We start from the raw sequence: 22,290 nt of genomic DNA, 5'->3' as shown, positions 1-22,290 counted from the left end.
TACTTCTTCAATAATTGCAGTTTAAATTATTATAATATGAAAAAAATAGGAATTACGTTTTCCGCTTTTGATCTGCTTCATGCAGGTCACATTAAGATGCTCGAAGATGCCAAAGAACAGTGCGACTTTCTGATTTGCGGTCTGCAGACAGATCCAACGCTGGATCGTCCAGAAAAAAACAAGCCGACACAATCGGTATTTGAACGCTATATGCAATTAAAGGCATGTAAACATGTGGATATGATTATCCCTTACGCTACTGAGCAGGACCTCGAAGATGTTTTACGTTCATACAAAATACATGTTCGCATTTTGGGTGATGAATATATGGATAAGGCATTTACAGGCAGACAGTATTGCGAAGAAAAAGGGATACGACTTTATTTCAATAGACGGGAAAACAGGTTCTCGAGTTCGTCTTTGCGGAGAATAATTGCATCGAAGGAAAACACTAGTAAGGGCGCCGTGGTCAGTATAAACGATGGGGCTAATTACGCGTTAAAGCGCATAAACGCATAAACTAATAGTAAAAATATGATTATAGGTATTATTTTCGGCGTATTTGACATGTTGCATGTAGGCCATATCGTTGCGCTACAGGAAGCGAAGAGTCAGTGTGATTATCTCATTGTGGGACTTAAAACCGATTCAAATGTACAGGAAGCTGATGGCCATGACACGGCTCAGACCATGGTCGAAAGATTCATCAAATTGGAAGGCTGTCAGTTTGTTGATGAAATCATCCCTTTTGAATCGGATCACGACATTACAGATATGCTTCAGTCACTACCTGTCCACAAATTCTTTATAGGGGAAGACTATAAGATGGTTGATTTTTCAGGCAGAGATTATTGTATTTCAGAGGGAATTGAAATTTGTTATACCAAGAACAAAAACCGATTTTCAAGTCAGTCGCTTCGAAAAATTGTGAGTGAAAAAGAAATTGAGAAGGCGGAAAGGAGTTTTGGCGCAAGTTTAAAATGCCATTCCGCAAATATTATTTCAACTACACCCCAATAAAGGAGCAATGAAATATAGATACTGCAGGCTTGTAAACAATAACAATATCGTTCGTTATGAAAAAAATCAATATCGGTATTATTACGAGTTTAAGAAAGCAGTTGTTTGCCTATCGCATCCTCTTTTCTGAACATGTACAAAGTCCCGCAAGGGTTGTCCTGGAAGCAGCATCTCTTGAATCTATTAGCAGCAATTCTCTCATTCATGAAAAGCCTGAATTGCTGCTGCTCGATTATCGTTTGGTATTTAAAGATACCGCCCTTTTCTTTTCGCTTCTAAATAATCGCTATCCAAACCTGATCGTTATTGTTCTTGTGGATCAAACTCAGCTAAAAGAAGCGAAGCGATGTCAACGGTTTGTTGATGCCTATGTAGCCCCAAACATAGAGATTCTCCAGCTTTCTACACAGATTAGGAATCTAACAGTACGCGCTCCCTTCATGAACGCACATTAGTATAACAAGTGATGGCTTCGTCTTTTAATGAAATACCTGAGATAAGCGTATAAATAACGTGTACTTTGGGGCATTATCGAGAAAATTCCAATCGCAAAAATTTAATACGGTTTTAAATCCTTAGCTGATTATGTTGGCGCGACTCACACAGTGATTCTAACATGCTGATAATGAACAGTCATGACCAATATTAAGTATAAATTACATCTTCCGTAATATTTACCTAAAGATCGTTTCAGCGTTCCAACACGAAGCATTTTGACTAAAATCTGCACTGTTGTTGTTCTATAATTGCCGTAACATTTAGAAAATAACAACATGCAGCACATCGAGATAAACTCATTTTTTAAAGAAAAAAGAAGCCTACTCAAAAATTTCGCTTCGCAATTTACTTCAGATCCGGAGATTAAAAATGATCTTATACAGGACACCATGGTTAATGCATTAAAATCCATCGAAAAGCTTATACATAATCCTAAGGTGGGCTCATGGTTGTATGTGATTATGCGCAACATTTATATTAACCATTACAGAAAAACAAAACGTACTGAGAACTATCACCATGAGTATGCAGCTTTAGCCAGTGCGGATTCTGTTTCAACAAATTTAAGCAGCAGCAAATTTATCCAGGATGATATCCAAAAAGCATTGCGTCAGCTTTCCGAAGATAATTATGAAATTTTCAACATGTTCCTAGAAGGTTATAAATATCATGAAATCGCCGAATACATGCAGATGCCTGAAGGCACTATTAAAACACGCATTCATTTTATTCGAAAGACCATGCAAAAGCAGTTAGCAATATATCATTAATACAGGGCATATATTAAACTATAAAAAAATAAAAATTAAAACTATTTACAAATAAATCTTGTTATTTAAACATTATCACTAAATAAATAAATATTATGATTTCAAACAAAACATTACTTGCTTCACTAGCTACCGCAGCGATTTTAGTTTCGTGTAATAATCAAACACCGCAGGAAAAGGCGGCTGAGAAGATGGAGCATGCGGAGGAAAAAGCAGCCGACGCCAATGAAGAGGCAATGAAAACTTCCGAAGATGCTGCGACGAAAGATGCAGAAGCTGTTGTTTATTCCGATAAAGCGGCGGCTAATGCAGCCATTGCTTCAGTGACAGCCCCTGTCCTTTCCAATGATAAAGCCAAGGAACTTTATACAAAATTAGGTAAAACTTGGGTGGATCGCATCAATGCAGAGTCTGCAGATCAAGCGTTGGATAAAGAGAAATCACTGTTGGATATTAAAAACGAGATCGAAAAAAGTCTTGCTGATGGAAAAATATCTGCTTCGGATAAAGATAACATCATGAAATACCAATCGGATTGTTTAGCCGCTATTAAAGCTGCGCTCTAGAACATACGAGCAAAATAATCAATAAATCATAGGATATTTTGCGATTCACTTTCAAATCGTAAGATATCCTATTATTTTTGTCGTTATCCTTACGGCTCCATTGATTAAAGAAAGATGAAAATTATGAAAATCCATTCGACCAATTATTTTAACACATTGATTGAAGCTGCTGCAGATACCAAAGTAGTTAAGGGCACTATTCCACCATCAAAAAGCAATAAAACCGTTGCTGAACGACAATATGAATTAATCGCCTCTGCACCTTATCAGTATACATCTGACGATATTATTTTCCAAGTCTATGCGGAAAGAAGGGATCTAACGCCAGATGAGTATCCCGAAGCAAGAGCAGTTTTTTTCTCAAGAGGACAAGCTTGCCTGCGAGCTTCCCCCCTTACAAAAACCTATGTGTATGGGATTCATAGTAATAGTGAAGGCAGGATCGCTCTATATGGAATGGAAACAGCAATTTATCAGAAGTTTGTAGCGGATGATAATACAGCGAAAGTTAAAGCAATGAGGTCTACTAGGTAGCACTTGCACAATAAAATGGTGTTGAAAAAATTAACATTTCTCATGAGCAATCAATTGCTCCAAAAAAGAAATCTGCCGTTCGTTTATTTTCTTCCTAGCTTCCGCAAATGTAAACCAACCTCCGCGATCTACTTCTGGATAAGTTTGCATTTTTCCGGATTTCGGCGGCCATTCCATTTCAAAGGTATTGCTTACCAGATCAGCAGGATCTATATCTCCTTCAATTGCCCAGCACTTAACTATTTTTCCTCCTTTCTGTTGAATAGCTTGTAGCGCAATAAAATTTCCGCTGGGAAGATAGCCTGTCTCTTCAATAAATTCCCTTTTGGCTGCTTCAAGTTCATCTTCATACAAATCGATTTCTCCCTTAGGAATTGTCCAAGAGCCTTCATCTTTTTTCGTAAAATAGGGACCACCAGGATGTACTAAGAAAAAATAAATTTCTAGCGCCTCAAATTTATACAATAACAATCCAGCACTGGTATTTATCTTTTTAGCCATTGTTGCTGCTATTCCGTAACCGAATCCATGTAGGGGCATGATCGCTGCTCTTTTCCCAGCCGCGAACATGGCGATCAATACCGCCTTCAATCAAATGATTCTGAATTGAAGGGCTTAATAGGATATGATCTATACGCAAACCGGCATTTCGACTATAAGCCTGACGAAAGTAATCCCAGAACGTATACACCTGCTGATCCGGAAAAAGCTGACGAATCGCATCCTGCCAGCCCGCTTCAAGAAGTTGACTGAAAGCCTCTTTAACCTCCTTTCTGAACAATGCATCGTCGACATATTTTTCAGGTTTATAGGTATCCATTTCAGTTGGAATAATGTTAAAATCGCCGATGAGTATCGCTGGAATATCCATACTAAGCAACGTTTTGGCCCGCTTAGCTAAGCGCTCAATCCACGTCAATTTATACTCAAATTTGGGCCCGGGAAATGGGTTCCCATTGGGCAGATAAAGACAGCAAATCGCGACTTGCTGGATCATAACCTCCAAATAACGGCTTTGAACATCTTCGGCATCACCTGGAAGCACTCTAGAGATTTCTTCGATCTCATATTTAGAAAGAACCGCAACCCCATTCCAGCTTTTTTGACCGTGCCAAACGGCATGATATCCGATGGCATTAATTTCTTTCAGTGGAAAACGTTCCTGCGGAGATTTCAACTCCTGGAGGCATACAACATCAGGCGATTCTTCGGCCAACCAGCGAAGCAAGACTGGTAGACGCGCATTGATACCATTAATATTATAGGTAGCTATTTTCATGAACTCATTTTTAACTTAAATAAACAACCAAAGGAACCTCTTTATTGTTTGAAACTGCTAAGAAAAATTTAAGCGAGGAAAATTGAACATCTTTAGCAAAACAGCACTTATTTATGAAATTTGTATGGGATTAAATGACTATTTAAGTGATACGACGATAAATTCATTTCTCCAACGCTATAAATACGTATTTAACCTGTATTTTTCGGAAGTTCCTTAGCTACCCTACGCTATTTCTATTCAAAAACTACGGTTAAAGCTTCATAAACATCCTTTAGGTATAAATTTTGTTTCAATTACATCAAAAGAATTTACATTCAAATAGCGTACGGATATGGAAAATATTGAAAAGAAAGCAAAAAAAATAGGTTTGGAAAAAGGCTACTATTTATTGCTAATGGCCATTTTGGATCTTCCAGTTGAAGAAGTACAAAATACAGTAAAGGAGGGTTAAATCATATGAAAAAAATAGCAATCATCAGTACTTGTCCGCCTCAAGAATGTGGGTTAGCAACTTTTACGAAAGACCTTAAACAAGGTATGGAATTCGATCCTACTGTACAAATTGACATCATCGCTTTATCTAAACATGGATTAGAGGATTTTAATGAATCTGTACGCTTTGTCATCTTTCGGGATCGACTTGATAGTTATCATCAAGCAGCTCGTATCATCAATGAGGAATATGATTATTGTATTGTGCAACATGAATTTGGAATATTTGGTGGTGCCGACGGTATTTTCATCACACAAATCGCCAACAATCTTACTATACCATTATTAACCGTATTTCATACTATTCTGCAAACCCCTTCATTGCAGCAGAAAGAAATTATGGAATTACTTCTGGAAAAATCTCAGGTGGTTGTCAGCTTATCGCCAAAAGGAGTAGAATTGTTAAAGGAGCAATTTGATTCGGCTCTTACGGATAAAATTAAAGTTATACCGCATGGCGTGCCGCAGTTTGACTATAATCAGGGGTTAGCCAAGTACAGGTTGAATTTACAGCAAAACTTTGTGATGATGACTTTTGGTTTAATCGGAAGAAGTAAAGGGCTTGAATATGCCATAAAATCCCTGTCGGGTATCGATCTTCCTGGATTCAAATACTTGATTGTTGGAAAAACACACCCCAATGTGCTTGCCCATGAAGGTGAATCTTACCGATTCGAACTTCAAAATTTAGTTGATCAACTAGGTTTACAGGATAAAGTTGTTTTTATTGATAAATTCTTAACGGATGAAGAACTTAAAGAGTATCTGACGGCATGCGATATATACTTATCCCCATACCCTCACGAACAACAAATAAGCAGTGGAACCTTATCTTTTGCAGTAGGCGCGGGAGCTGCAGTTATCTCCACTCCTTACTGGCATGCCAAAGATCTATTGAAAGATGATCGTGGCATTCTCACTCCGTTTAACGACATAGAATCCATGCGTGGCAACATCAAATTATTGTATACCTCCCATCGACTACTCGCTTGGCATCGTTTCAAAGCACGCAGCTACGGAGAACAAACTGTATGGAAAAACGTAGCAAAAATGTATATCGAGCTTCTAAATGGAGTAACAACACCGGTGAGATCTTTAATTGATTATGAAAAATACCTCTCTTTTGATTTGAAAAGAGAAGCTTAAAGTTAAAGGGCTGTCCGAGGAGTCTAACTTTTCAGGGCAGTGATTAACGTGGACAGCCCTTCTTTTTTACTATTTTATGTACATCCCATCCAATTCAACAGCCTTTCGGGTAATCAATTCTCAAACGGATTGGCTTGACTTTTTACTTACCCTATTTAGTCGTAATAGCCTATTTAAAGTTTCGAATGCCTTTATGGTATAAATGGCCTGCGCTTCTTCCATTTTGACACTCGATTGAAGTTCGATTTTTTCGGTAGATATAATCTTGTCCTTTTCAGCAATTGAAATATAGGCGAACAATTTACCAGCTGATTCGGGCACCGCTGTTGCATATCCCGTTGTGGCAATAGCCCAGGTTGTACCAAACAGGTTGCTTACTGCAAGTGCCATTTCTTCGGTAATTTTCGGAGATACGCAGTCGCATCTTTCGGCTTCCTTTGCATCCACCTTTAGGATTTTTATCTTAGCATTAATCGTATAGGTGGTCACTCCCCCAGCGAAAACTTCCATTGCGCCCTCCATCTGTGAACAGGCTAACTGCAACAATCCCGCTGTCACACTTTCAGCAACGGCAATACGATCTTTAGCTTCTTTGAGATTTTGAGCGACTTCGCGCAGTAACAATTCTGGAAACTCTATTTTCATTATATATTAATATAAGGTCATTTACATTGAAGGCATTGCCTACGCTATCTTTATGCCACATGGTATATTTTAATTTCAGGATTATTGCTTATTAGTGGCTTTAGTGCAACGAGGATGATATTATTGTATAATTCTGTTGACAAAAAAGCCTCAGCATCTTCATAAGTATCAAAGCCATATAAGAGCTGTATATCCCCATCGCTGAAGAGTAACTCTTGTGTTTTCGCTCCTTTTATTTGTTCTCGAAATAAATCTTTGAACTTATGATATGTACTTGTCAATTCCCCCCTATTGGAAGAATTCATTTTTAACACAATTTGCAAATATGCTGTCGTCATTTGTTCCTTATTTTTATTGTCCATAATGGTTTAAATTTCCCTGACCCGGTACGAATGGATTGGAATTGCCCAATCCAAATGTCTCTAAAAACCAAACAGCTTCTAACCAAAGATCGTTTGTAATAAATTAATATTCCTTCGTTATCTAAGCTAACTTTAGCATAAACATTTTAGATGATATGCATGTTAAGTAAAAGGACGATCTTTGCATACTAACATTGAGATAAAATCTATCAGCACATGATATATTCAAAAATAGCGCTGTCAACTGTACTTTTCGTATTAATGGCACTCACTTGTACAGGCCAGAGTTTTGATCGCCAACTGAGGATCAAAAGGAAAAGACGCAAAAGGAATTTTTGAAGTTTATTACTGAAATAGGAAGTAAAATAACGGATTCGACCTTAACGACCGAACAGCAAAATGCATTATTTAAGCCGATCGTTGCGTATGCTCATAAAGAACATACTGGCTTAACACGATTGCGCAAAAAATATTTTGAAAAAATACAGGCTCCACCAACAGCGCTTAATGCATTTATTTTTGATAGCAAGCCTCCTGAGGAACTGTCAAAAATGTTGGAAACCCCACAATTCACGACAGTAACCTTGCTACAGTGTTATCGACCTATCGAAATAGCGCGACTTATCATTATGGGAATATCGATCTGGCCATGTCTAAAGTAGATAAATCCTCGCCTATCAATTTGATGCTTTCACACGATCCCTCCCATTGGCGCGCAGAGATCCTACCCAAATATCCCACAATCGACGTCACTTTCAGCGGGCATACGCATGGGGGACAATTCGGCTATAACAACCCGAATTATCAGTGGAGTCCGGTCAAATATGCTTACCGCGAATGGGCAGGCCTGTACCGTGAAAAGCATCAGGCACTGTACGTAAATGTTGGCTTCGGTTATCTAGATTATCCAAGCCGAGTTGGGATACTACCGGAGATCACTATATTTCACCTGAAGAGTAAAGGTTAAAGCAAATTAAATACTATCCCTGATGGATTTTTCACCCAGTACATATTTTCGGGTAACTCATTAAATTCATCACAGATTTCAACACACTTTCTAATCGAATTTCCTATCGGCTGGTCTGAAATACCAAGAAGTAGCAATTAGAATAATGTATAATAGTGCCGGAGCCATTAAAGCGAAAGAATCTCCCGATGCAATATGCGAATACAAGGCACCAGTAGCCGTAAAGAAAATACCCGCATATGCCCATTCTTTCCAAAGTGGTCTTTTAGGCCAAAGCAAGGCAACCACAGCTAATAGTTTCCAGATTCCCAGTAAAGGAAGTATATAACTCGGATATCCCAAATGGTCTATATTTTGTATCCCACCTGCTCCTTCTGTTTGAATTTTAAAAATCTGTATGATAGCAGTTGACAATAACCCTACAGCCAACCATATGGTTGCTATCCAATAAATTATCCGATTTCTTTTCATAATGCGTTGATTTATTTATTATCCTGTTAATTACTTTACATTCCTAGCCACCTCTCCTATCTTCAACACCCGGTATTATCCTTGCCACACAAGATAAAGCAGCTCTTTTACTAACCGTTCTTTATTATGTAGCTATTTGACTACAAATATAAATGTAGTTATGTAACTACACAATATTATTTTCACTTTTTTAAAGCGAGGCATTGAATACAACGGCTATCCTGCGATACCCCAATTAAACCTGCTAATTATTTTTTCATATATTTGAGTTAAGATCAATCCGACGTCACATAGTAACAACAAAATAACCGTAGTTACTATTCATCGCTGCGGTGGGCCGGAAATTCTGGAAGGATGCCGTAACATTGGGGCTAAACAAGGAGGCTGCAAGGTAGGTGAAGCCGTCATCACAACTGCAGGCAAGCTAGCCGCTAAATATGTAATTCATACAGTTGGACCAGTGTGGAATGGTGTCATTACACCGTTTCTGATGGCCGATACAACACTTAAGCAGATCAAAATAGTATGTTTGACGATGATACCTTTCTACTGATCAATCAAATAGTAATATAAACCTAGCATAAAACTAAGACTACTCCGCTTCAAATTCCCATCTATATTCATAGGAAGGAACAGGCTTATCAATGTGTGGAAATTGCAGTTTTTTGAGTTCCCTAATATGTTCAAAATCTTTATTTAGAAGTAAATATATACCTGCGTTCTTACCTATTTCTCTTAATATTTCTGGGGTAATCTCTTTTTCTCGACTGTTGGCAGATATGATCATTTTTACAAATTGCTTGCCCGATGAAGTTATATACGGGTTTAGCTTATAGGGCCCCGGAACACCAGTATTTTCGTGAGATTGTCCTGCCAATACATTATTGATATAGATAGCATAGTCTACATTTTTTATTTCATGGTAGAGAAAGTATGATTTTACGACCGAGGCTATTCCGCTATGAGCAACCTCAGCAACCTCATCATTTTCCCTATCTCCACCGCCATTGTTACACGACATAAACAACACAACACAGTACATAGCAATGACGATAATTTTTTTCATTTCGTATTTTCTCCTTATTTTTAAAACTGTCGCAATATTCCTTTGATAGCGATTCTAAGCCAATACGACCAACAAGTTAACAACCCAATTTAAGGCCTTAAAACAAGAAATTGCGGATGGCTATACAGCTTATTAAGATACAAATTAGTCGGAATAAAATGGGCTATACAGGTTATTTTTTTACAGGAGAAGTAAGAAAAGTGTAACCATATATCAACCTCTTGGCCGTATTTAAAAGAAAGAGAAACTTCCATCTTTTTAAAATTTCTTTATAAGTCACTAGAATTCACGATATTTGGAAAATAAACACCCTACCAGTATCTGTTTAAAACATTGGTTATCCAATAGCTGGATAACCTTTTTTTGTAAGAAGCTATCCTGAAGTTGCCCCACTCTCAATATAGCATGTCGAACAGTATGTAAACACAGCTTCACGATTGTTCGGCTGTCATCTATCTCGGTAAACTTTCGGGACGGCGCATACGATAAGAAGTCCCTGTGATGGCGTGCAAAAAGGCCTCAATATCTTTTATTTCATCTTTTGTCAGATTTAGGGGTTGCATCAATGGATCAGTTACAGGATAAAGTGGATCTTTTGCTTTCTGCTCAGCAGTAGCGGAATTCATCTGCATACCACTATTGTACATATTCAACAGACCGGTCATATTCCAAAACAATCCGTTGTGCATCCACGGATCGGTATTCATCACGTCACGTAGGGATGGTGTACGGAAACGTCCTACATCAGCAGGATCCTTTGTAATCTCGTATCGTCCCAGGTCCTGATATTTCCGTTTGTAATAGGTGAGACCAATATTGTGATACAGATCATCGGTAAAAAATTGACCATTATGACAATTCATACAGCGCGCTTTGGTGCGAAATAAATGAAGACCGCGCACTTCCTGATCAGACAACACTTTATAATTGCCATCTAAAAACTCGTCAAAACGGCTTCTTCTACTTGTTAATGTCCGTTGAAAAGCACTCAAGGCTTTCAGTACCTCCGGCATCGAATAATCGGTTTCCCCGAAAGCATCCACAAACAATTTGTTGTATCCGGGGATGGCCTTTAGCTTGGGAATCAGTTTTGTCAATTCCATATCCATTTCATGATGAGCTTCAATAGGACCCAACGCTTGTTCCTCCAATGAACCAGCACGACCGTCCCAAAACAATTCCTTGCGTGCATACACATTGAGCAAAGATGGCGTATTACGCGTGCCTTCAAGATGATCATTACCAACTGGTACGGTAAGCTTGTCAGCCCAGGAAGTCTGGGGGTTGTGGCAGCTACTACAGGATATCTGATTGCTTCCCGATAGAATGGGGTCAAAAAAAAGATATTTCCCCAACTTCACATCAGGCTTTTCCTTTAAAGAAAAATAACCGGTATCGATCTTGGGTAGGGACTTAAATTCATTCCAATGAGCCCCTACATCAATTGTTGGTTTTGGCCATTCGCTCACCGGCCGTCGATAATAAAGCTGTATCTCATCATCAAAGGCTTGCTGTTGATCTTTCATAGAAAGCAAACCCACAAAACCAACAATAGTGGCCAATACACAAAACTGCTTTTTCATTCTCTCTTAATTATGCTTATAAACAAGTACGATAACTATTTTAAAATATATAAGAAACCCCCAATTTACCCAGAAACCAATTTTTACCCGGTACACTTGACAACGTATAGTCTATCGGCACCAAATTACCCCTACACTGATAATCCATCTGGAGCTGTATGCTCCAATTGTTCTTTGCATGATGCGTGCCCCATACCCAGGACATATTCCAGCTATTACTTGGAGCGGTGTCGTAAAGATAATCTTGATACAGTATCTGCTTCCCAAAATCCCCTGTATTCAACTCAGATACGTAGAGATTATGGCTTGGTGACCATTGTTTAGTATAGGCTATTGTTCCTATTATATCGGCCGGCTGGCCGAGCCGGAATGTTCGATTCAGTCCTAGTCCCAGTTTAACTTGATCATATTCCATTTGGTTACCACTAACACCATCTTTTTTCTCGGTCTTATACATACCAGCATGGCCTTCAAACAAATACTGATGTACGGCTAATTGAGTTTTAAACGAAATTTCATGCCGACGATAGGTGTAGTTATTTGCTAGATAACTATAATTAAAATCCTGTCCATTTTCAATTTGTCCCTGCAGCGCTACTCTTAGCAATCGCTTGCGATGCATCTGCCGGCTCCATAAAAAATCGATTGATCCGATATCTTTTTTATAGTCATTTAAGGACAAATAGGTCTGTTTTGAGTTATCATTTCGTCTAAATGATTGTTCTTCATTTAGATAGCGACTATTAAAATAGATCTTATTCCTATCATTGGGTTTCAGCAAGATATGCGCGCCGACGCCTTTACGGTGAATAATATCGTTGTAATTGATCTCTTTTAGTCGCTCACTCGCACTTCCAAAACCGTTCATCATCCAATTGACATACAATGGGTCTTCTGTATTGGTTGTATACTTGTCATTTTTATAGCCCACGTTGACCCGTTCAGAACCATATCCCCAAATACCAGCAATATGATAAGAAAATGTTGGCAGATTGTGACCAACACTCAATTCAAACTGCAGGTTCATATCTTTGATATCGCCTCTGGGATCATTATTGGAGTAGTGAGAGCCTAATCGATAATCGATGCCCAGGGAAATCGGGAGCTTAGCATCGAAGAATGCTCTTTGGATTCCCGCATCGAGCTTATAGGTCTCTCGACTGTATTTATTTTTTCGCAACGAACCAAAATACAATGGCGCATCGACATTCCATCGTGACTGATGGCGCAAAGCAGTACTGTCTTCTGCGGAGCGGTCATATGAAAATCTTCCCCAAAAGCTAGTTTTGCGCCAATCGGTCTTCCCTTCCGTATACAATTGGGATTGAATGAGCCCATCAGTTCCTTGCGCCGCCTTAAAGTCCCCTTGCCCCCTGCTGTGCCGAATACCAAATAGAGAAGATCTATTTTTGATTTCCTCAGGAATCCATACCCTATTTCGTATGGCCATATCATGCATTATTACAAATGATGGCTGATACCAATAGGTCAAAGCTGCTGTTGAATCTAAAGAATTAGACGTACTCTGCCCGAAGACAGCGTGGTGGGCTAAGAAAGCCCCCAAAAATAACATGATGTATCTCACACTTTTCATTCAGGTATTTTTTATAAAATACCAGCTTTCCAACGAAAAAGCTGGTATTGGGAATAACCGTTTTTCATTAATCACCAAATCCAAATGGATTTGCTTTTATCGCGATAAAATCTTCTGTGGAATTATTTGTATCTTTTAATTTACGAACTCCATTGTTCGTTTTTTCGGTTTTGCGAATTACAGATTGCGATGAATAGCCACCTAATGGTGCGAAAGTAAAACCTGCATCCTGTGACGCCGTCAATTTTTTAGGAATTCTCGCGTCCTTGGTGTTTGGCTGTACTTCTACGGCATCCATAATCCAACCGACAGGTAACTGTCTGTATTTTTTTGCGGTGGAAGTCGGAACACTGATGGACGGTTCCGCATAGCTCTTCAAATTCTCCACATCTGAACGATTCGCGTGCTTAAAAATAACATAAGCATCCCGCCCTAAATTATCCAATATCCAGTCATTCCCCGTATAATCCAATATCTCCACATTGGGAACAGCCGGATTGTCAATATCTGTTGCAAAAGGAGTTTTGCCAGGGATATCTCCAAAATAAACCTCAAAATTAGCTTTACTCAGATCTACTGTAAGATCCGGATTCTTGATGGCTACTTCTTTTCCATTATTACCAACAAACGGTGATTTATGGTTTAGCGCATTTTGCGCAATTACAATGCTTTTACCAGGTTCCACTGGATAGGTCTTTCCATTGCCAGGAATCATAAATAAATCTCTTAAGTAAACATAGTCTGTATTTTCTGATTCGTAGCCGCCCATTCCTGAAGATTTACTCCAATCCAATTGGCCATTGGATTGATAGTAATCGGATTGACTGGTCGGAGATTGCCTTCCCCATAACCGGCCAAAGTAAAGACTATCGGCATATAAAACACGTTCTGTATTATTGTAAACTTCAAAAAACTGATCCCTGAATACCGCTCCTTCTTTATTATCAGAACCTGCATAGTAAATCTGCTTGATGACAAAGTCGCCCAATAGACCTGCAACCAATTCCATATCCAAAGTCGTAGAACTGGTTAAACTGATTTTTTTCAGCGAAGCATTGAATGTCACGTCTTCAATACTTGATTCTCCTGTCAAACTGTTGTATTGCGCTTTGGGTATCGTAATAGAAGCATCAATATCATATTCACCCGGTATAATAGAAGTCAGGTTGACCACACCTTGGGACGAAGAATATGTAGCACTGGTTTTTGTTGCCAGATTGGTTATCTTAACAATAACCTTGCTTAAGTCCAACTTGGTATTAAAATTTTCAGAAGCATATTTTAAATTCAGCTTAATATCCAGCGCTTGTACACCGGATGTATTATCTTTTTTACAGGAGATAAAAGGTAAAAAGAGAAAAGGAATTAAGTAACGAGTTTTCATTGTGTTTAGTTTTTATGTTAAAATTTATAAGTCAGTTGGGCGCCATAGTTGGGAGATGAATTTGGGGCTTGCACTGAAGAAGCTCCTTCCCTATAAAAGCGCGGTTGGTAATCCAGAAAATTATAGACGTTAAATGACAGGTAAATATTCTTGCCTATTTCCTTGGCCATATTGAGACCAAAATTCCAGTAGATGTAGTTGTTTTCAATATTTACCAAGTCAGCTTCATTTTTCCTTGCTGTGTATAATTCGAGATGCTTCGGATTGTATATATCAAATTGATCAATGATATGATACGTATAATCACGTGTATAATATCCTACAGGAATAATATCTCGGTAATTAGATTTATTGTAGTTTAATAATTCACAGTCTGCACTCAGTTCAATAATCAAACGCAAAGCGGGAAAATGAGTTGAACTTCGTAACTGCGCTCGACTTAAATAGTTCTTGGTAGATTTGGACGGAAAAAATCCAAGGATAACGTCATCTAACGCTGTCTTTTCGGCATTAAAATTCAAACGGCTCAGCGCACTGGAACTAGAATTGGCTAGGGTAAATGCGGCAGTAGCGGAGAAAGTTGTCATAATCTGTTGAATTCTAGGTGTAGAATACATGACTTCCGCACCAATATTGGACGATTTATTACTATTGGCAAAGTACAGATTGGACATTAAATAGCTTCTCGTCCCCGTCTGTTCAACTATTGGTTTACCCCCGGGCACCGCAGTAGCCGAATAGGTAGGCAAGTCAATGAGTTGATCAGCCGTAACCGTGTTGATTCCGCGCGTATTTTTTTTATAGAAAAGATTCGTACGTAGCTGATGCCCATTCTTATGCCATGAAAACGATGATTCCAGCGTTTGCCCTACACTACTTTTGAGATTGCTATTATCTTTTTCATAACGCCGCAAGTAAATCAATGCCATACTTTCGTCAACCTTACCATTATAAGAGTTGAGCAATATAATTTCATCAAAAGTAGGCCCGGGATATAGTTGTGCTAATCCAGGAGATTTGAAGGATAAGCCGTATGCTAGCCCAATCTGAGTTGATTTAGAAAGTGAATAATTGATGTTGGTTCTTGGAGAGATGGAAGAGTGACCATTCATAAGATCCCAGCGAACGCCCGCCCGCATGCTAAGATCCCTTCCCCATACTTTTGGCCGCATAGCATCCTCCGCATACAAGCCCAGGTTTTGCAAAGCGTTTGTTAATGAAAAATCATAATACCTATCCGATCTCGCTCCAAGATCCTTTTTGGGAATAGAAGGATCTGCAATTCGCCCCTTTCCACGGTTGATGTCATAACTATAGTTACTTCCAAAGTTTATTTTGTGGATAATATCGCCGGTAATTGCGATGGCATTTCCTTCCAATCGGGCATTTAAATTCAATGGTCTATTATCCACATGATCTAGCGCAGTATACTGACCAGGTGCATATTGTCCTTCTACAATTCCAGTTTGCACAGAATCGGTATAAAGCACGACTGCACCATTATAGTAATACTCCCGATAGGTTTTCTGCAGTGTTGAACTTATTCCTGCATTGAGACTAATGCTTTTAAGGAATTTATGGTCCAATTTGTAACTGGTTCGGCTAGCAGCATTCCAACCCCAGCCGCCAAAAGAAATGGCATTCGAGAGTGGGTCATCTGGATCTTTTCGGACCTGATCAATAACTTTATTATAAGAGCCTGAGAAGGTTTGTTTCAGACGCTTATCTGCGCCAAAATAGTTTGTCCATATCAAAGTTCCGTTTACGCGGTCGTATTGTTTCAGCTTATCTCTATTGTCTGCGTAAGACTGCACATAACCTAAATCCACATTAATTGTCCCAAGCTTTTTTCCGAGCTGCATTCCCTTAGACAGACCATATGAAGTTGCATTGCTCCGCACTTGAAGCCTAAAAAAAGCCGGAGTCTTGCCAGCCTGCCTTTCGATAATAACGGCACCATTTGATAAATCGCCATAGCGTGCCGGTGCTACGCCAGAAATAACTTCCAAATGTTCGATATTTTCTATCGGAATCTGACGCAGATCCAGACCGCTAAACACGTTTTCTCCAGAATAGAATTTTCCCGTTGTCGGTCGACCGGTTAAACCATAATCTGAAGGTCTAATTGCATTCGTTGCGGAAGACATGCCAAATATTCCAGCGTTCCGCCCTTGCATATTTCCATTGTTACCCAAAACCATGTCATCCATTATGATAGCGACACCAAAGGAGTTATTCAGTTCATTCGCGTCTCGCGATCGTACTGTAGTCTCACTAAAAGCACCTCTCAGCGTCAGATTTTGCATCTCCTGAACAGAAGGGGCTGTATTCTTCCGGTTTGGCAATCGGTTCAACAGATCGTTTAAACTTAGCGCCGGATAACGTTCAATCATTTCGCGATCAAATACGAGTGATGAGTTGCTCAACTCCCCTCTCTTCGCCTGTACCCCAACTTCTTCAAGAGCAAGACTCATATCTTGCAACAAAAAATTTTCAATCTTTTGCATCGAATCTAACAGGACTGTCCTTTCAACTTTTTTCTTACCAATGTAGGAAACCGATAGCGTAACACGTTTGCCATACTGCTCTTTAGGGATGGTTAAACGATATTCACCACGCCCATCGCTCATACTGGAGAATCCTAACTGATCCAAAATAACGGTACTTCCCAATAGGACTTTCTTATTACTATCAGTGATCTTTCCCCGGATGTATATCGACTGTGCATGCGCAACTGCAATTGTGTAAAATAAAATAAAACTAGTCCAATAGAGCTTTTTCATAAGTGAGAATAAAAGCGCACAAAAAGGCACATCTATTTAAAATGATTCTAAACAGATGCAAATGTGACGTATTTTAATACAGTATTTCAAATTATTTTTAATAATTCTAAATAAACTACTGCGTAAAAAATTAAATATGAACTAGAAAGACGCAAAAAACAGAATACTGACACGGATAATTTTTACTTCGAAATTGTGCGTAATGCTTTTCGAATAATGTAGTGTGTTTCCTTGGTATTACTTTCTTCTTCCCAACGATGACAAAGTGCTCTAACAAAACCAGGTTGGCTTTTGCTTGCGTCATTCAGCCAATTTGCGACGCTATCCCGAACATATTTTGAAGGATCGGATTTTAGCGGTTCTAAAATAGGCAAGGCTAGACTTGGTTCCTGCTTCAACCGATCGATGTGCTTACACCATACGCCCCTCGGTCGGGTTGACTCCGTAGCAAAACGCCTCACATTTTCATCCTTCTCCATCGCCCATAGGCTCAGATAGGTAATGCTCCTGTCCAAATCAAAAGCTATCCTATTACGGATGGCCATCCAGCTGATTTCTCGTACACCAAAATGTGTATCTGCAGCAAAAGGACGTATTGATGAAAGCAGTTCCTCAATTTCAAGCTGTTTATCATTTCCAATCGCGTAGGTCGCCCAGCAACGCACGAGATCTGCAGGATGATTGAATAATATTGTCAGGAAGGTATTATCACGATTTTGTGTGATCATGTCGAACAGCGCACGTCCGATCGTTTCATTGATGGAATTTACCGTCGGTTTCTGTAACTGCTCCAACAGCAACAAGATTGGCTTTAAGTAGTGAATGCGCGCATTCTGCTGAAGAATGTGCGCAAGTAAAAGCCGTTGGTCAACAGCTAGCCACTCTACAAGATTTGCAGTTTCAATCTCACCGCGGTTCAGACTGGCTAGGCAGTCTATTGAAATATCAGCTGTCCGCCTTACCCCTTTACGTTGTACTTTGCTCATAGCTGTATGATTAACGCATCAATATTAGTCTTAGCTCGGGATTACAGTAAGGACACCAGTTGCCGCGGAAAAAGGCCACGCTAACCGTTCCATTCTCCAGAAGTTTTCCGAGCTCAATTTTGCTATGCAGCGAATTCATCAAACTAAAATTCGGGACCTTGTCCCCTATCTGCAGGCTCTTTTCGATTAGATCGCCAGACTGAAGATCCTGAATGGATCTGCCAAATATTTCCTTTATTTCAAGACGAAGATTAGCTAAATTCGCATTTAATTTAGCAATTTTGTGTTCTAAATTTTTCATGATGCTGTACGTTATTTCTGCAAAGTTTTAAAAGTAAATGCACAATCACAATACCGCATATTATTATCCCTATGGGGCAAAAAAGTCAATTTTATGAGTATAACAGAGAAAGCAATAAAACAAAAAATATGTCCATTGGAATTTGCCGTCAATGCGATTAGCGGGAAATGGAAAATTCCGATTGTCTGGCGTATCAATGAAGGGGAAAAACGCCCAAGTGAAATGCTTCGTGGTATTGCAACAGTTGATAGACGGGTGCTAAACCAACAATTGGCCGAAATGGTCAATGATGGTATTTTAAGTAAACAATCTTTCCATGAGCTTCCTCCCAGAGTGGAGTATTCATTGACACCCTTAGGGAAAAGTTTAGTGGAAGTACTCTGGAAATTAAATGCCTGGGGAGAACTTTTATTGGAAAATTCCAATAAAAATTAGCACAAAGGGGCAGATTCGAGCCACACACCGATGCGCTATTTGTACGAAATGCGTTCGCCCCAGCTATGACAGCTATTTACGAAAACTGCAAAACACAAAATGCTGTTTCGTGTCGAAGGGTGTTATATGGTCAATAGTCATACATTCAATTTTCCTAAAACATGTCTGGAATAAATCGCTTATTGATTGTGCTGAATACTGTTTAATAGTAATGCCACTACATTTCTTTGGCCCCTGTTCAGAAAAAGTTCCAACGACTAAAATACCTCCCACCGCAATTGATTGATCTGCGATTTTGATGTAACGATCAATCTCCTGGCGAACAGTCAAAAAATGAAAGGTGGCCCGATCATGCCAAAAATCATAAGTTGCGTCGGGAACGAAATCCAAGATATCCGAAACAATCCATTTGACTTTAGTCGCCTCATCCCCTAATCGCTTCTTCGCTCGTTCAATTGCAGCGTTGGATATATCCAATACAGTAATATCTTCAAATCCTGCTTTCAGCAAGAAATCAACCAGGAAACTGTCACCACCACCTATATCGATGATTTTCGCCTTTTTTGGAAGGTTAGCTTGCTCTACAAAATGTAGCGATGCTTCTGGATTGGGCTGGTACCAGCTCACTGATTCCAGCGGCTTGTTTTCGTATATGTCTTCCCAATGCTTCTTTCGATTAAAATTTTCCATCTGTCTATTGTCCTGGTAAAATTTGATGATTGATATCTAATGCCCTAAGGTTTAGGGCAAAATTTTTAGCTCCTTAAAGACTTTCCGCGTATCTCTTTGCGGCAGCGCGAGAAATCAGGACGATTGAACTTGCGGTCCTGAATAAGCCGCGTTGCAAAGAAATAAATCTTTTCTTTTTGCTCAACATAACCTATCCACCATCCGGTATTGATCTGATTGGCCATAGTCCATCCGTTTTAGACCAAACTGTACCCGCAATCCTGTCTATTCGAAAATATCCATATTTTCATCATAAATAGGGCTTTTCATATCCAGAAATTTCAACACACTGTGAAATACGTGATTTTGGGTCAACGTTTTATTTGGTTTCAACTGTTTTGAATGATCAGAAACCCAAACAATAAAGGGAATCTCGTATTGCTCTTTTGGTGCAATGCTCATCGGCAATCCGTGCATATAAAGGTTATTTTCACCCAGCGATTCGCCATGGTCCGAGACGAACAACATGGCACTATTATATTCCTTCAATTGTTTTAGATCCTCAATCAGATTATGTAAAATATAATCTGTATAAACAACGGTGTTATCATAAGCATTGATCAACTCTTCTTTAGAACAGTTCCCGAGTTCAACACTATTGCATACAGGTTTAAACAGCTCGAATTGAGCGGGATATTTTTTGCTATATGTTGGCCCATGGCTTGTACTTGTGTGGAGCACAACAAAAATTTTATCTTTTTTACTGGAGGATATTCGCTCCTTTAGACCTGTTAAAAGTACCTCATCGTAAGCACATCCTTCACCCTTACAATTTGTGGCAAGTTGATCATTTGTTTCATATTCTTTAATATGTACAGGTGGCTCCCCCCAATTACTTGTTCGCCAGATCACATCGACATCATTTCTATAGAGATAGTTCGGCAGGATTTCGTACAAATCATCTGTATTTTTATGCTCCAATATACATTTTACTCCTGCTGTCGTATAGGTGGAGCAAGAAGTTGCGTCAAAATGATAAAGATTGGGTGTTTTGGAAAGTAGCGGATTTGTATTCTTTTGATAGCCATATAAGGAAAAGTTATCCCTTCGAGCAGATTCACCAATAACAAGGACAACCACTGTCTTTTTTTGGTCAGTTATCTTCGCATCTGGCAATAAAATCTCTTTTTTATTTTTTTGATGTTCGTGAATGTAAAAACGCGAAATATTGACGGTATAAGACCACGGCATGGAAAGTGCGCCCAAAGTCTTCGAATTCTTGTCGATCCATAACCAATTAGTCGCATTGGCGAATATTAAAATAACGATAAATAATAGCGAAAGTGACGAAGTGATAAAGAACTTCTTTGGTTTATCCTTTATTATTTTTGCTTTAATAATGAAGATACTGGGAATAATACCGAGAAAAACGAGATAAACGATCAATTTCAGGGAAAAGAAACCGCTGGACTCGGAATAACGGGTATTCAAGATATTGCCGATCATGGTTTCATCCAAAATAACGCTATAGGTATTTACAAAATAAACGGCTACTGAATTGATAAGAAAGAACAACACAAGTATCGATTTCCCGAAGCGACGCGAGGCTGAAAAAAATAGATAAAGTACAAAAGCATTCATTACCAGCATCAAAACCATTAGACTGCCGATGAGAACAATGCCCCCAAAGCTTTTATAATCAACATTTTTAAAAACAAAAGTATAAAATGGAAAATGGAAGAATATAAAATTCAACACACTCATGAAAAGGACAAAATGAACTAGTTTTAAGCTATTTTTTAGCATAAACGGTAATGGTTTTATAAAGTGTACTAATTAAGCAGATAAATGTAAAATAAAATATTAGCAAATTATCATTAATTATTCTATTGACCAATACTATACTGAAAACGAGGAATAATAAAATGAAAATTGGATAATACCGTTGGTCGTTGACCCAATTCCATATTTTAAATTCCCTGCTAAAAAAAATTCCGAGCAGTCCCGAAACATATCCTATAATACAGCCACTAACTACATCTAATGGATAATGTGCTCCCAACGCGACGCGAGATAAAGCAAGCATTAACCCAATACATGTTAAACAAAAAAACCACATTATTTTATAACTCAATCGTTGCGGCATAAAAGCATACATGATAACGGTCAGCGTTGTAAATATCGTAATGGAATGGCCCGAAGGCAAGCTATTGTTACCAAGAAGCATCTTACCAGTAATCAAAAAACTCGTTTGATTAAACACCGCTGCAGGTCGAGGCACAGCAAATGCCACTTTTAAAACAATGGAAAAAAAAGCTGAAATTAGCGATGCTGATATCAATGCTTCCCATAATTTAGGCGCATATAATACAAAAACACTCAATAGTGACAGGCTAATTAAACAATCTCCAAACTGTGTAAAATTAGACTCAAGATTTGGATATTGTCCGAGGTAAGCATTTATTGTGAAAAAGCTATTCTTCTGAATGACCGTATAGCCATATACATTCAATGCATGATTAAAATAGAGAAATAGAATGAGCAGAACTAATAGAAGTATAGGTAGAAAGAACAAGGGTTTTCTAAGCCTAGCATAATTATGGGTTATCGTCGAATTCATATTCATCGTCTACTCGTCTTTTAATCGAGTAAAGAACGGTTCGAATTCTGTAGAAATTTAGAATTTTAAGCTTGAACATATTTTGTTTAATCTATTGGATCCCTTTGCCGTTAGGT

At 38.8% G+C, this 22,290-nt stretch carries 25 protein-coding genes and 2 pseudogenes; 11 read left to right on the top strand and 16 right to left on the bottom strand.

Annotation, left to right across the window (positions count from 1 at the left end; translation table 11 throughout):
• Positions 1–36 precede the first annotated feature (36 nt).
• The 6 genes from B4Z47_RS21650 (at position 37) to B4Z47_RS21625 (ending at position 3,388) form a co-directional block, all read left to right on the top strand.
• Positions 37–519 carry an adenylyltransferase/cytidyltransferase family protein gene (locus B4Z47_RS21650; protein WP_046676287.1) on the top strand — a complete coding sequence of 161 codons (483 nt, stop codon included), beginning with the start codon at positions 37–39 and terminating at the stop codon, positions 517–519.
• Positions 520–534: 15 nt separating this feature from the next.
• The gene (locus B4Z47_RS21645) at positions 535–1,020 is read left to right on the top strand and encodes an adenylyltransferase/cytidyltransferase family protein (protein WP_070560786.1); all 486 of its coding nucleotides are present in this window, start codon (positions 535–537) and stop codon (positions 1,018–1,020) included.
• Between the two features lie 56 nt (positions 1,021–1,076).
• Positions 1,077–1,475 (top strand): hypothetical protein, encoded by a 399-nt coding sequence (locus tag B4Z47_RS21640; RefSeq protein ID WP_115048577.1) that lies wholly within the window; start codon positions 1,077–1,079, stop codon positions 1,473–1,475.
• A 318-nt stretch (positions 1,476–1,793) separates the two neighbouring features.
• Positions 1,794–2,288 carry an RNA polymerase sigma factor gene (locus B4Z47_RS21635; protein ID WP_046676284.1) on the top strand — a complete coding sequence of 165 codons (495 nt, stop codon included), beginning with the start codon at positions 1,794–1,796 and terminating at the stop codon, positions 2,286–2,288.
• Positions 2,289–2,383: 95 nt separating this feature from the next.
• Positions 2,384–2,854 carry a hypothetical protein gene (locus B4Z47_RS21630; RefSeq protein ID WP_046676283.1) on the top strand — a complete coding sequence of 157 codons (471 nt, stop codon included), beginning with the start codon at positions 2,384–2,386 and terminating at the stop codon, positions 2,852–2,854.
• Between the two features lie 114 nt (positions 2,855–2,968).
• The gene (locus B4Z47_RS21625) at positions 2,969–3,388 is read left to right on the top strand and encodes a DUF6157 family protein (protein WP_236560187.1); all 420 of its coding nucleotides are present in this window, start codon (positions 2,969–2,971) and stop codon (positions 3,386–3,388) included.
• A gap of 30 nt (positions 3,389–3,418) precedes the next feature.
• Here the strand turns inward: B4Z47_RS21625 and B4Z47_RS21620 are convergent, their stop codons facing one another.
• Both B4Z47_RS21620 and xth read right to left on the bottom strand, forming a co-directional pair.
• Positions 3,419–3,889 (bottom strand): NUDIX domain-containing protein, encoded by a 471-nt coding sequence (locus B4Z47_RS21620; protein ID WP_070560792.1) that lies wholly within the window; start codon positions 3,887–3,889, stop codon positions 3,419–3,421.
• Positions 3,882–4,667, bottom strand: coding sequence for an exodeoxyribonuclease III (gene xth, locus B4Z47_RS21615; RefSeq protein WP_115048575.1), 786 nt, complete (start codon positions 4,665–4,667; stop codon positions 3,882–3,884). Before xth ends, B4Z47_RS21620 begins: the two co-directional genes overlap by 8 nt.
• 459 nt (positions 4,668–5,126) lie before the next feature.
• On the opposite strand from xth, the gene B4Z47_RS21610 reads away from it, so the two are divergent.
• Positions 5,127–6,308, top strand: a complete 1,182-nt coding sequence (locus B4Z47_RS21610; protein WP_115048573.1) for a glycosyltransferase — start codon at positions 5,127–5,129, stop codon at positions 6,306–6,308.
• A 120-nt stretch (positions 6,309–6,428) separates the two neighbouring features.
• Here the strand turns inward: B4Z47_RS21610 and B4Z47_RS21605 are convergent, their stop codons facing one another.
• Both B4Z47_RS21605 and B4Z47_RS21600 read right to left on the bottom strand, forming a co-directional pair.
• Positions 6,429–6,953: a CinA family protein gene (locus B4Z47_RS21605; RefSeq protein WP_115048572.1), complete on the bottom strand. Its 525-nt coding sequence runs from the start codon at positions 6,951–6,953 to the stop codon at positions 6,429–6,431.
• 50 nt (positions 6,954–7,003) lie between these two features.
• Complete coding sequence (locus tag B4Z47_RS21600) at positions 7,004–7,315, bottom strand: hypothetical protein (protein ID WP_115048570.1); 312 nt, start codon at positions 7,313–7,315, stop codon at positions 7,004–7,006.
• A gap of 335 nt (positions 7,316–7,650) precedes the next feature.
• Here B4Z47_RS21600 and B4Z47_RS21595 point away from each other — a divergent pair, with 335 nt between their 5' ends.
• Positions 7,651–7,977 carry a hypothetical protein gene (locus tag B4Z47_RS21595; protein ID WP_115048568.1) on the top strand — a complete coding sequence of 109 codons (327 nt, stop codon included), beginning with the start codon at positions 7,651–7,653 and terminating at the stop codon, positions 7,975–7,977.
• Positions 7,944–8,282, top strand: a pseudogene (locus B4Z47_RS21590) (metallophosphoesterase); the annotation flags it as partial. The gene B4Z47_RS21595 and the pseudogene B4Z47_RS21590, both read left to right, overlap by 34 nt.
• Before the next feature lie 90 nt (positions 8,283–8,372).
• On the opposite strand, the gene B4Z47_RS21585 reads toward B4Z47_RS21590, so the two are convergent.
• Positions 8,373–8,753, bottom strand: coding sequence for a DoxX family protein (locus B4Z47_RS21585; RefSeq protein ID WP_236560186.1), 381 nt, complete (start codon positions 8,751–8,753; stop codon positions 8,373–8,375).
• A gap of 274 nt (positions 8,754–9,027) precedes the next feature.
• Here B4Z47_RS21585 and B4Z47_RS21580 point away from each other — a divergent pair, with 274 nt between their 5' ends.
• Positions 9,028–9,306 (top strand): macro domain-containing protein, encoded by a 279-nt coding sequence (locus B4Z47_RS21580; RefSeq protein WP_115048566.1) that lies wholly within the window; start codon positions 9,028–9,030, stop codon positions 9,304–9,306.
• Between the two features lie 39 nt (positions 9,307–9,345).
• On the opposite strand, the gene B4Z47_RS21575 is transcribed toward B4Z47_RS21580, so the two are convergent.
• The 7 genes from B4Z47_RS21575 to B4Z47_RS21545 all read right to left on the bottom strand — a co-directional run bounded on the left by B4Z47_RS21575 (position 9,346) and on the right by B4Z47_RS21545 (position 18,450).
• Complete coding sequence (locus B4Z47_RS21575; RefSeq protein ID WP_115048564.1) at positions 9,346–9,819, bottom strand: hypothetical protein; 474 nt, start codon at positions 9,817–9,819, stop codon at positions 9,346–9,348.
• A 452-nt stretch (positions 9,820–10,271) separates the two neighbouring features.
• Positions 10,272–11,402, bottom strand: a complete 1,131-nt coding sequence (locus B4Z47_RS21570; protein ID WP_115048562.1) for a cytochrome-c peroxidase — start codon at positions 11,400–11,402, stop codon at positions 10,272–10,274.
• A gap of 40 nt (positions 11,403–11,442) precedes the next feature.
• A complete protein-coding gene (locus tag B4Z47_RS21565; protein WP_147282037.1) occupies positions 11,443–12,996 on the bottom strand; it encodes a DUF6850 family outer membrane beta-barrel protein in 1,554 nt (517 codons plus the stop codon).
• Between the two features lie 67 nt (positions 12,997–13,063).
• Entirely contained in the window at positions 13,064–14,380 is a 1,317-nt protein-coding gene (locus tag B4Z47_RS21560) for a DUF4876 domain-containing protein (protein ID WP_115048558.1), read from the bottom strand.
• Between the two features lie 17 nt (positions 14,381–14,397).
• The gene (locus B4Z47_RS21555) at positions 14,398–17,163 is read right to left on the bottom strand and encodes a TonB-dependent receptor (RefSeq protein ID WP_115048556.1); all 2,766 of its coding nucleotides are present in this window, start codon (positions 17,161–17,163) and stop codon (positions 14,398–14,400) included.
• 182 nt (positions 17,164–17,345) lie between these two features.
• Positions 17,346–18,149, bottom strand: coding sequence for a DNA alkylation repair protein (locus B4Z47_RS21550; RefSeq protein WP_115048554.1), 804 nt, complete (start codon positions 18,147–18,149; stop codon positions 17,346–17,348).
• A gap of 10 nt (positions 18,150–18,159) precedes the next feature.
• Positions 18,160–18,450, bottom strand: coding sequence for a redoxin family protein (locus tag B4Z47_RS21545; protein WP_070560814.1), 291 nt, complete (start codon positions 18,448–18,450; stop codon positions 18,160–18,162).
• Positions 18,451–18,543: 93 nt separating this feature from the next.
• Between B4Z47_RS21545 and B4Z47_RS21540 the strand changes: the two genes are divergently transcribed.
• Positions 18,544–18,885: a winged helix-turn-helix transcriptional regulator gene (locus tag B4Z47_RS21540; protein WP_070560815.1), complete on the top strand. Its 342-nt coding sequence runs from the start codon at positions 18,544–18,546 to the stop codon at positions 18,883–18,885.
• 72 nt (positions 18,886–18,957) lie between these two features.
• Here B4Z47_RS21540 and B4Z47_RS21535 read toward each other — a convergent pair whose 3' ends face one another.
• The 4 genes and pseudogenes from B4Z47_RS21535 to B4Z47_RS21520 form a co-directional block, all read right to left on the bottom strand.
• Positions 18,958–19,575: a class I SAM-dependent methyltransferase gene (locus tag B4Z47_RS21535; RefSeq protein ID WP_070560817.1), complete on the bottom strand. Its 618-nt coding sequence runs from the start codon at positions 19,573–19,575 to the stop codon at positions 18,958–18,960.
• A gap of 51 nt (positions 19,576–19,626) precedes the next feature.
• Positions 19,627–19,808 (bottom strand): annotated as a pseudogene (locus tag B4Z47_RS21530) (class D beta-lactamase); the annotation flags it as partial.
• Between the two features lie 31 nt (positions 19,809–19,839).
• Complete coding sequence (gene eptA, locus B4Z47_RS21525; RefSeq protein WP_115048552.1) at positions 19,840–21,360, bottom strand: phosphoethanolamine--lipid A transferase EptA; 1,521 nt, start codon at positions 21,358–21,360, stop codon at positions 19,840–19,842.
• Positions 21,347–22,174, bottom strand: a complete 828-nt coding sequence (locus tag B4Z47_RS21520) for a phosphatase PAP2 family protein (RefSeq protein ID WP_201303617.1) — start codon at positions 22,172–22,174, stop codon at positions 21,347–21,349. The genes eptA and B4Z47_RS21520 overlap by 14 nt, the downstream gene beginning before the upstream one ends.
• Between the last annotated feature and the right edge of the window lie 116 nt (positions 22,175–22,290).

This window comes from Sphingobacterium sp. UBA2610, assembly GCF_002339225.1.
GTDB classification, from domain to species: domain Bacteria; phylum Bacteroidota; class Bacteroidia; order Sphingobacteriales; family Sphingobacteriaceae; genus Sphingobacterium; species Sphingobacterium multivorum.
This window is presented reverse-complemented; position numbering and strand designations above follow the sequence as displayed.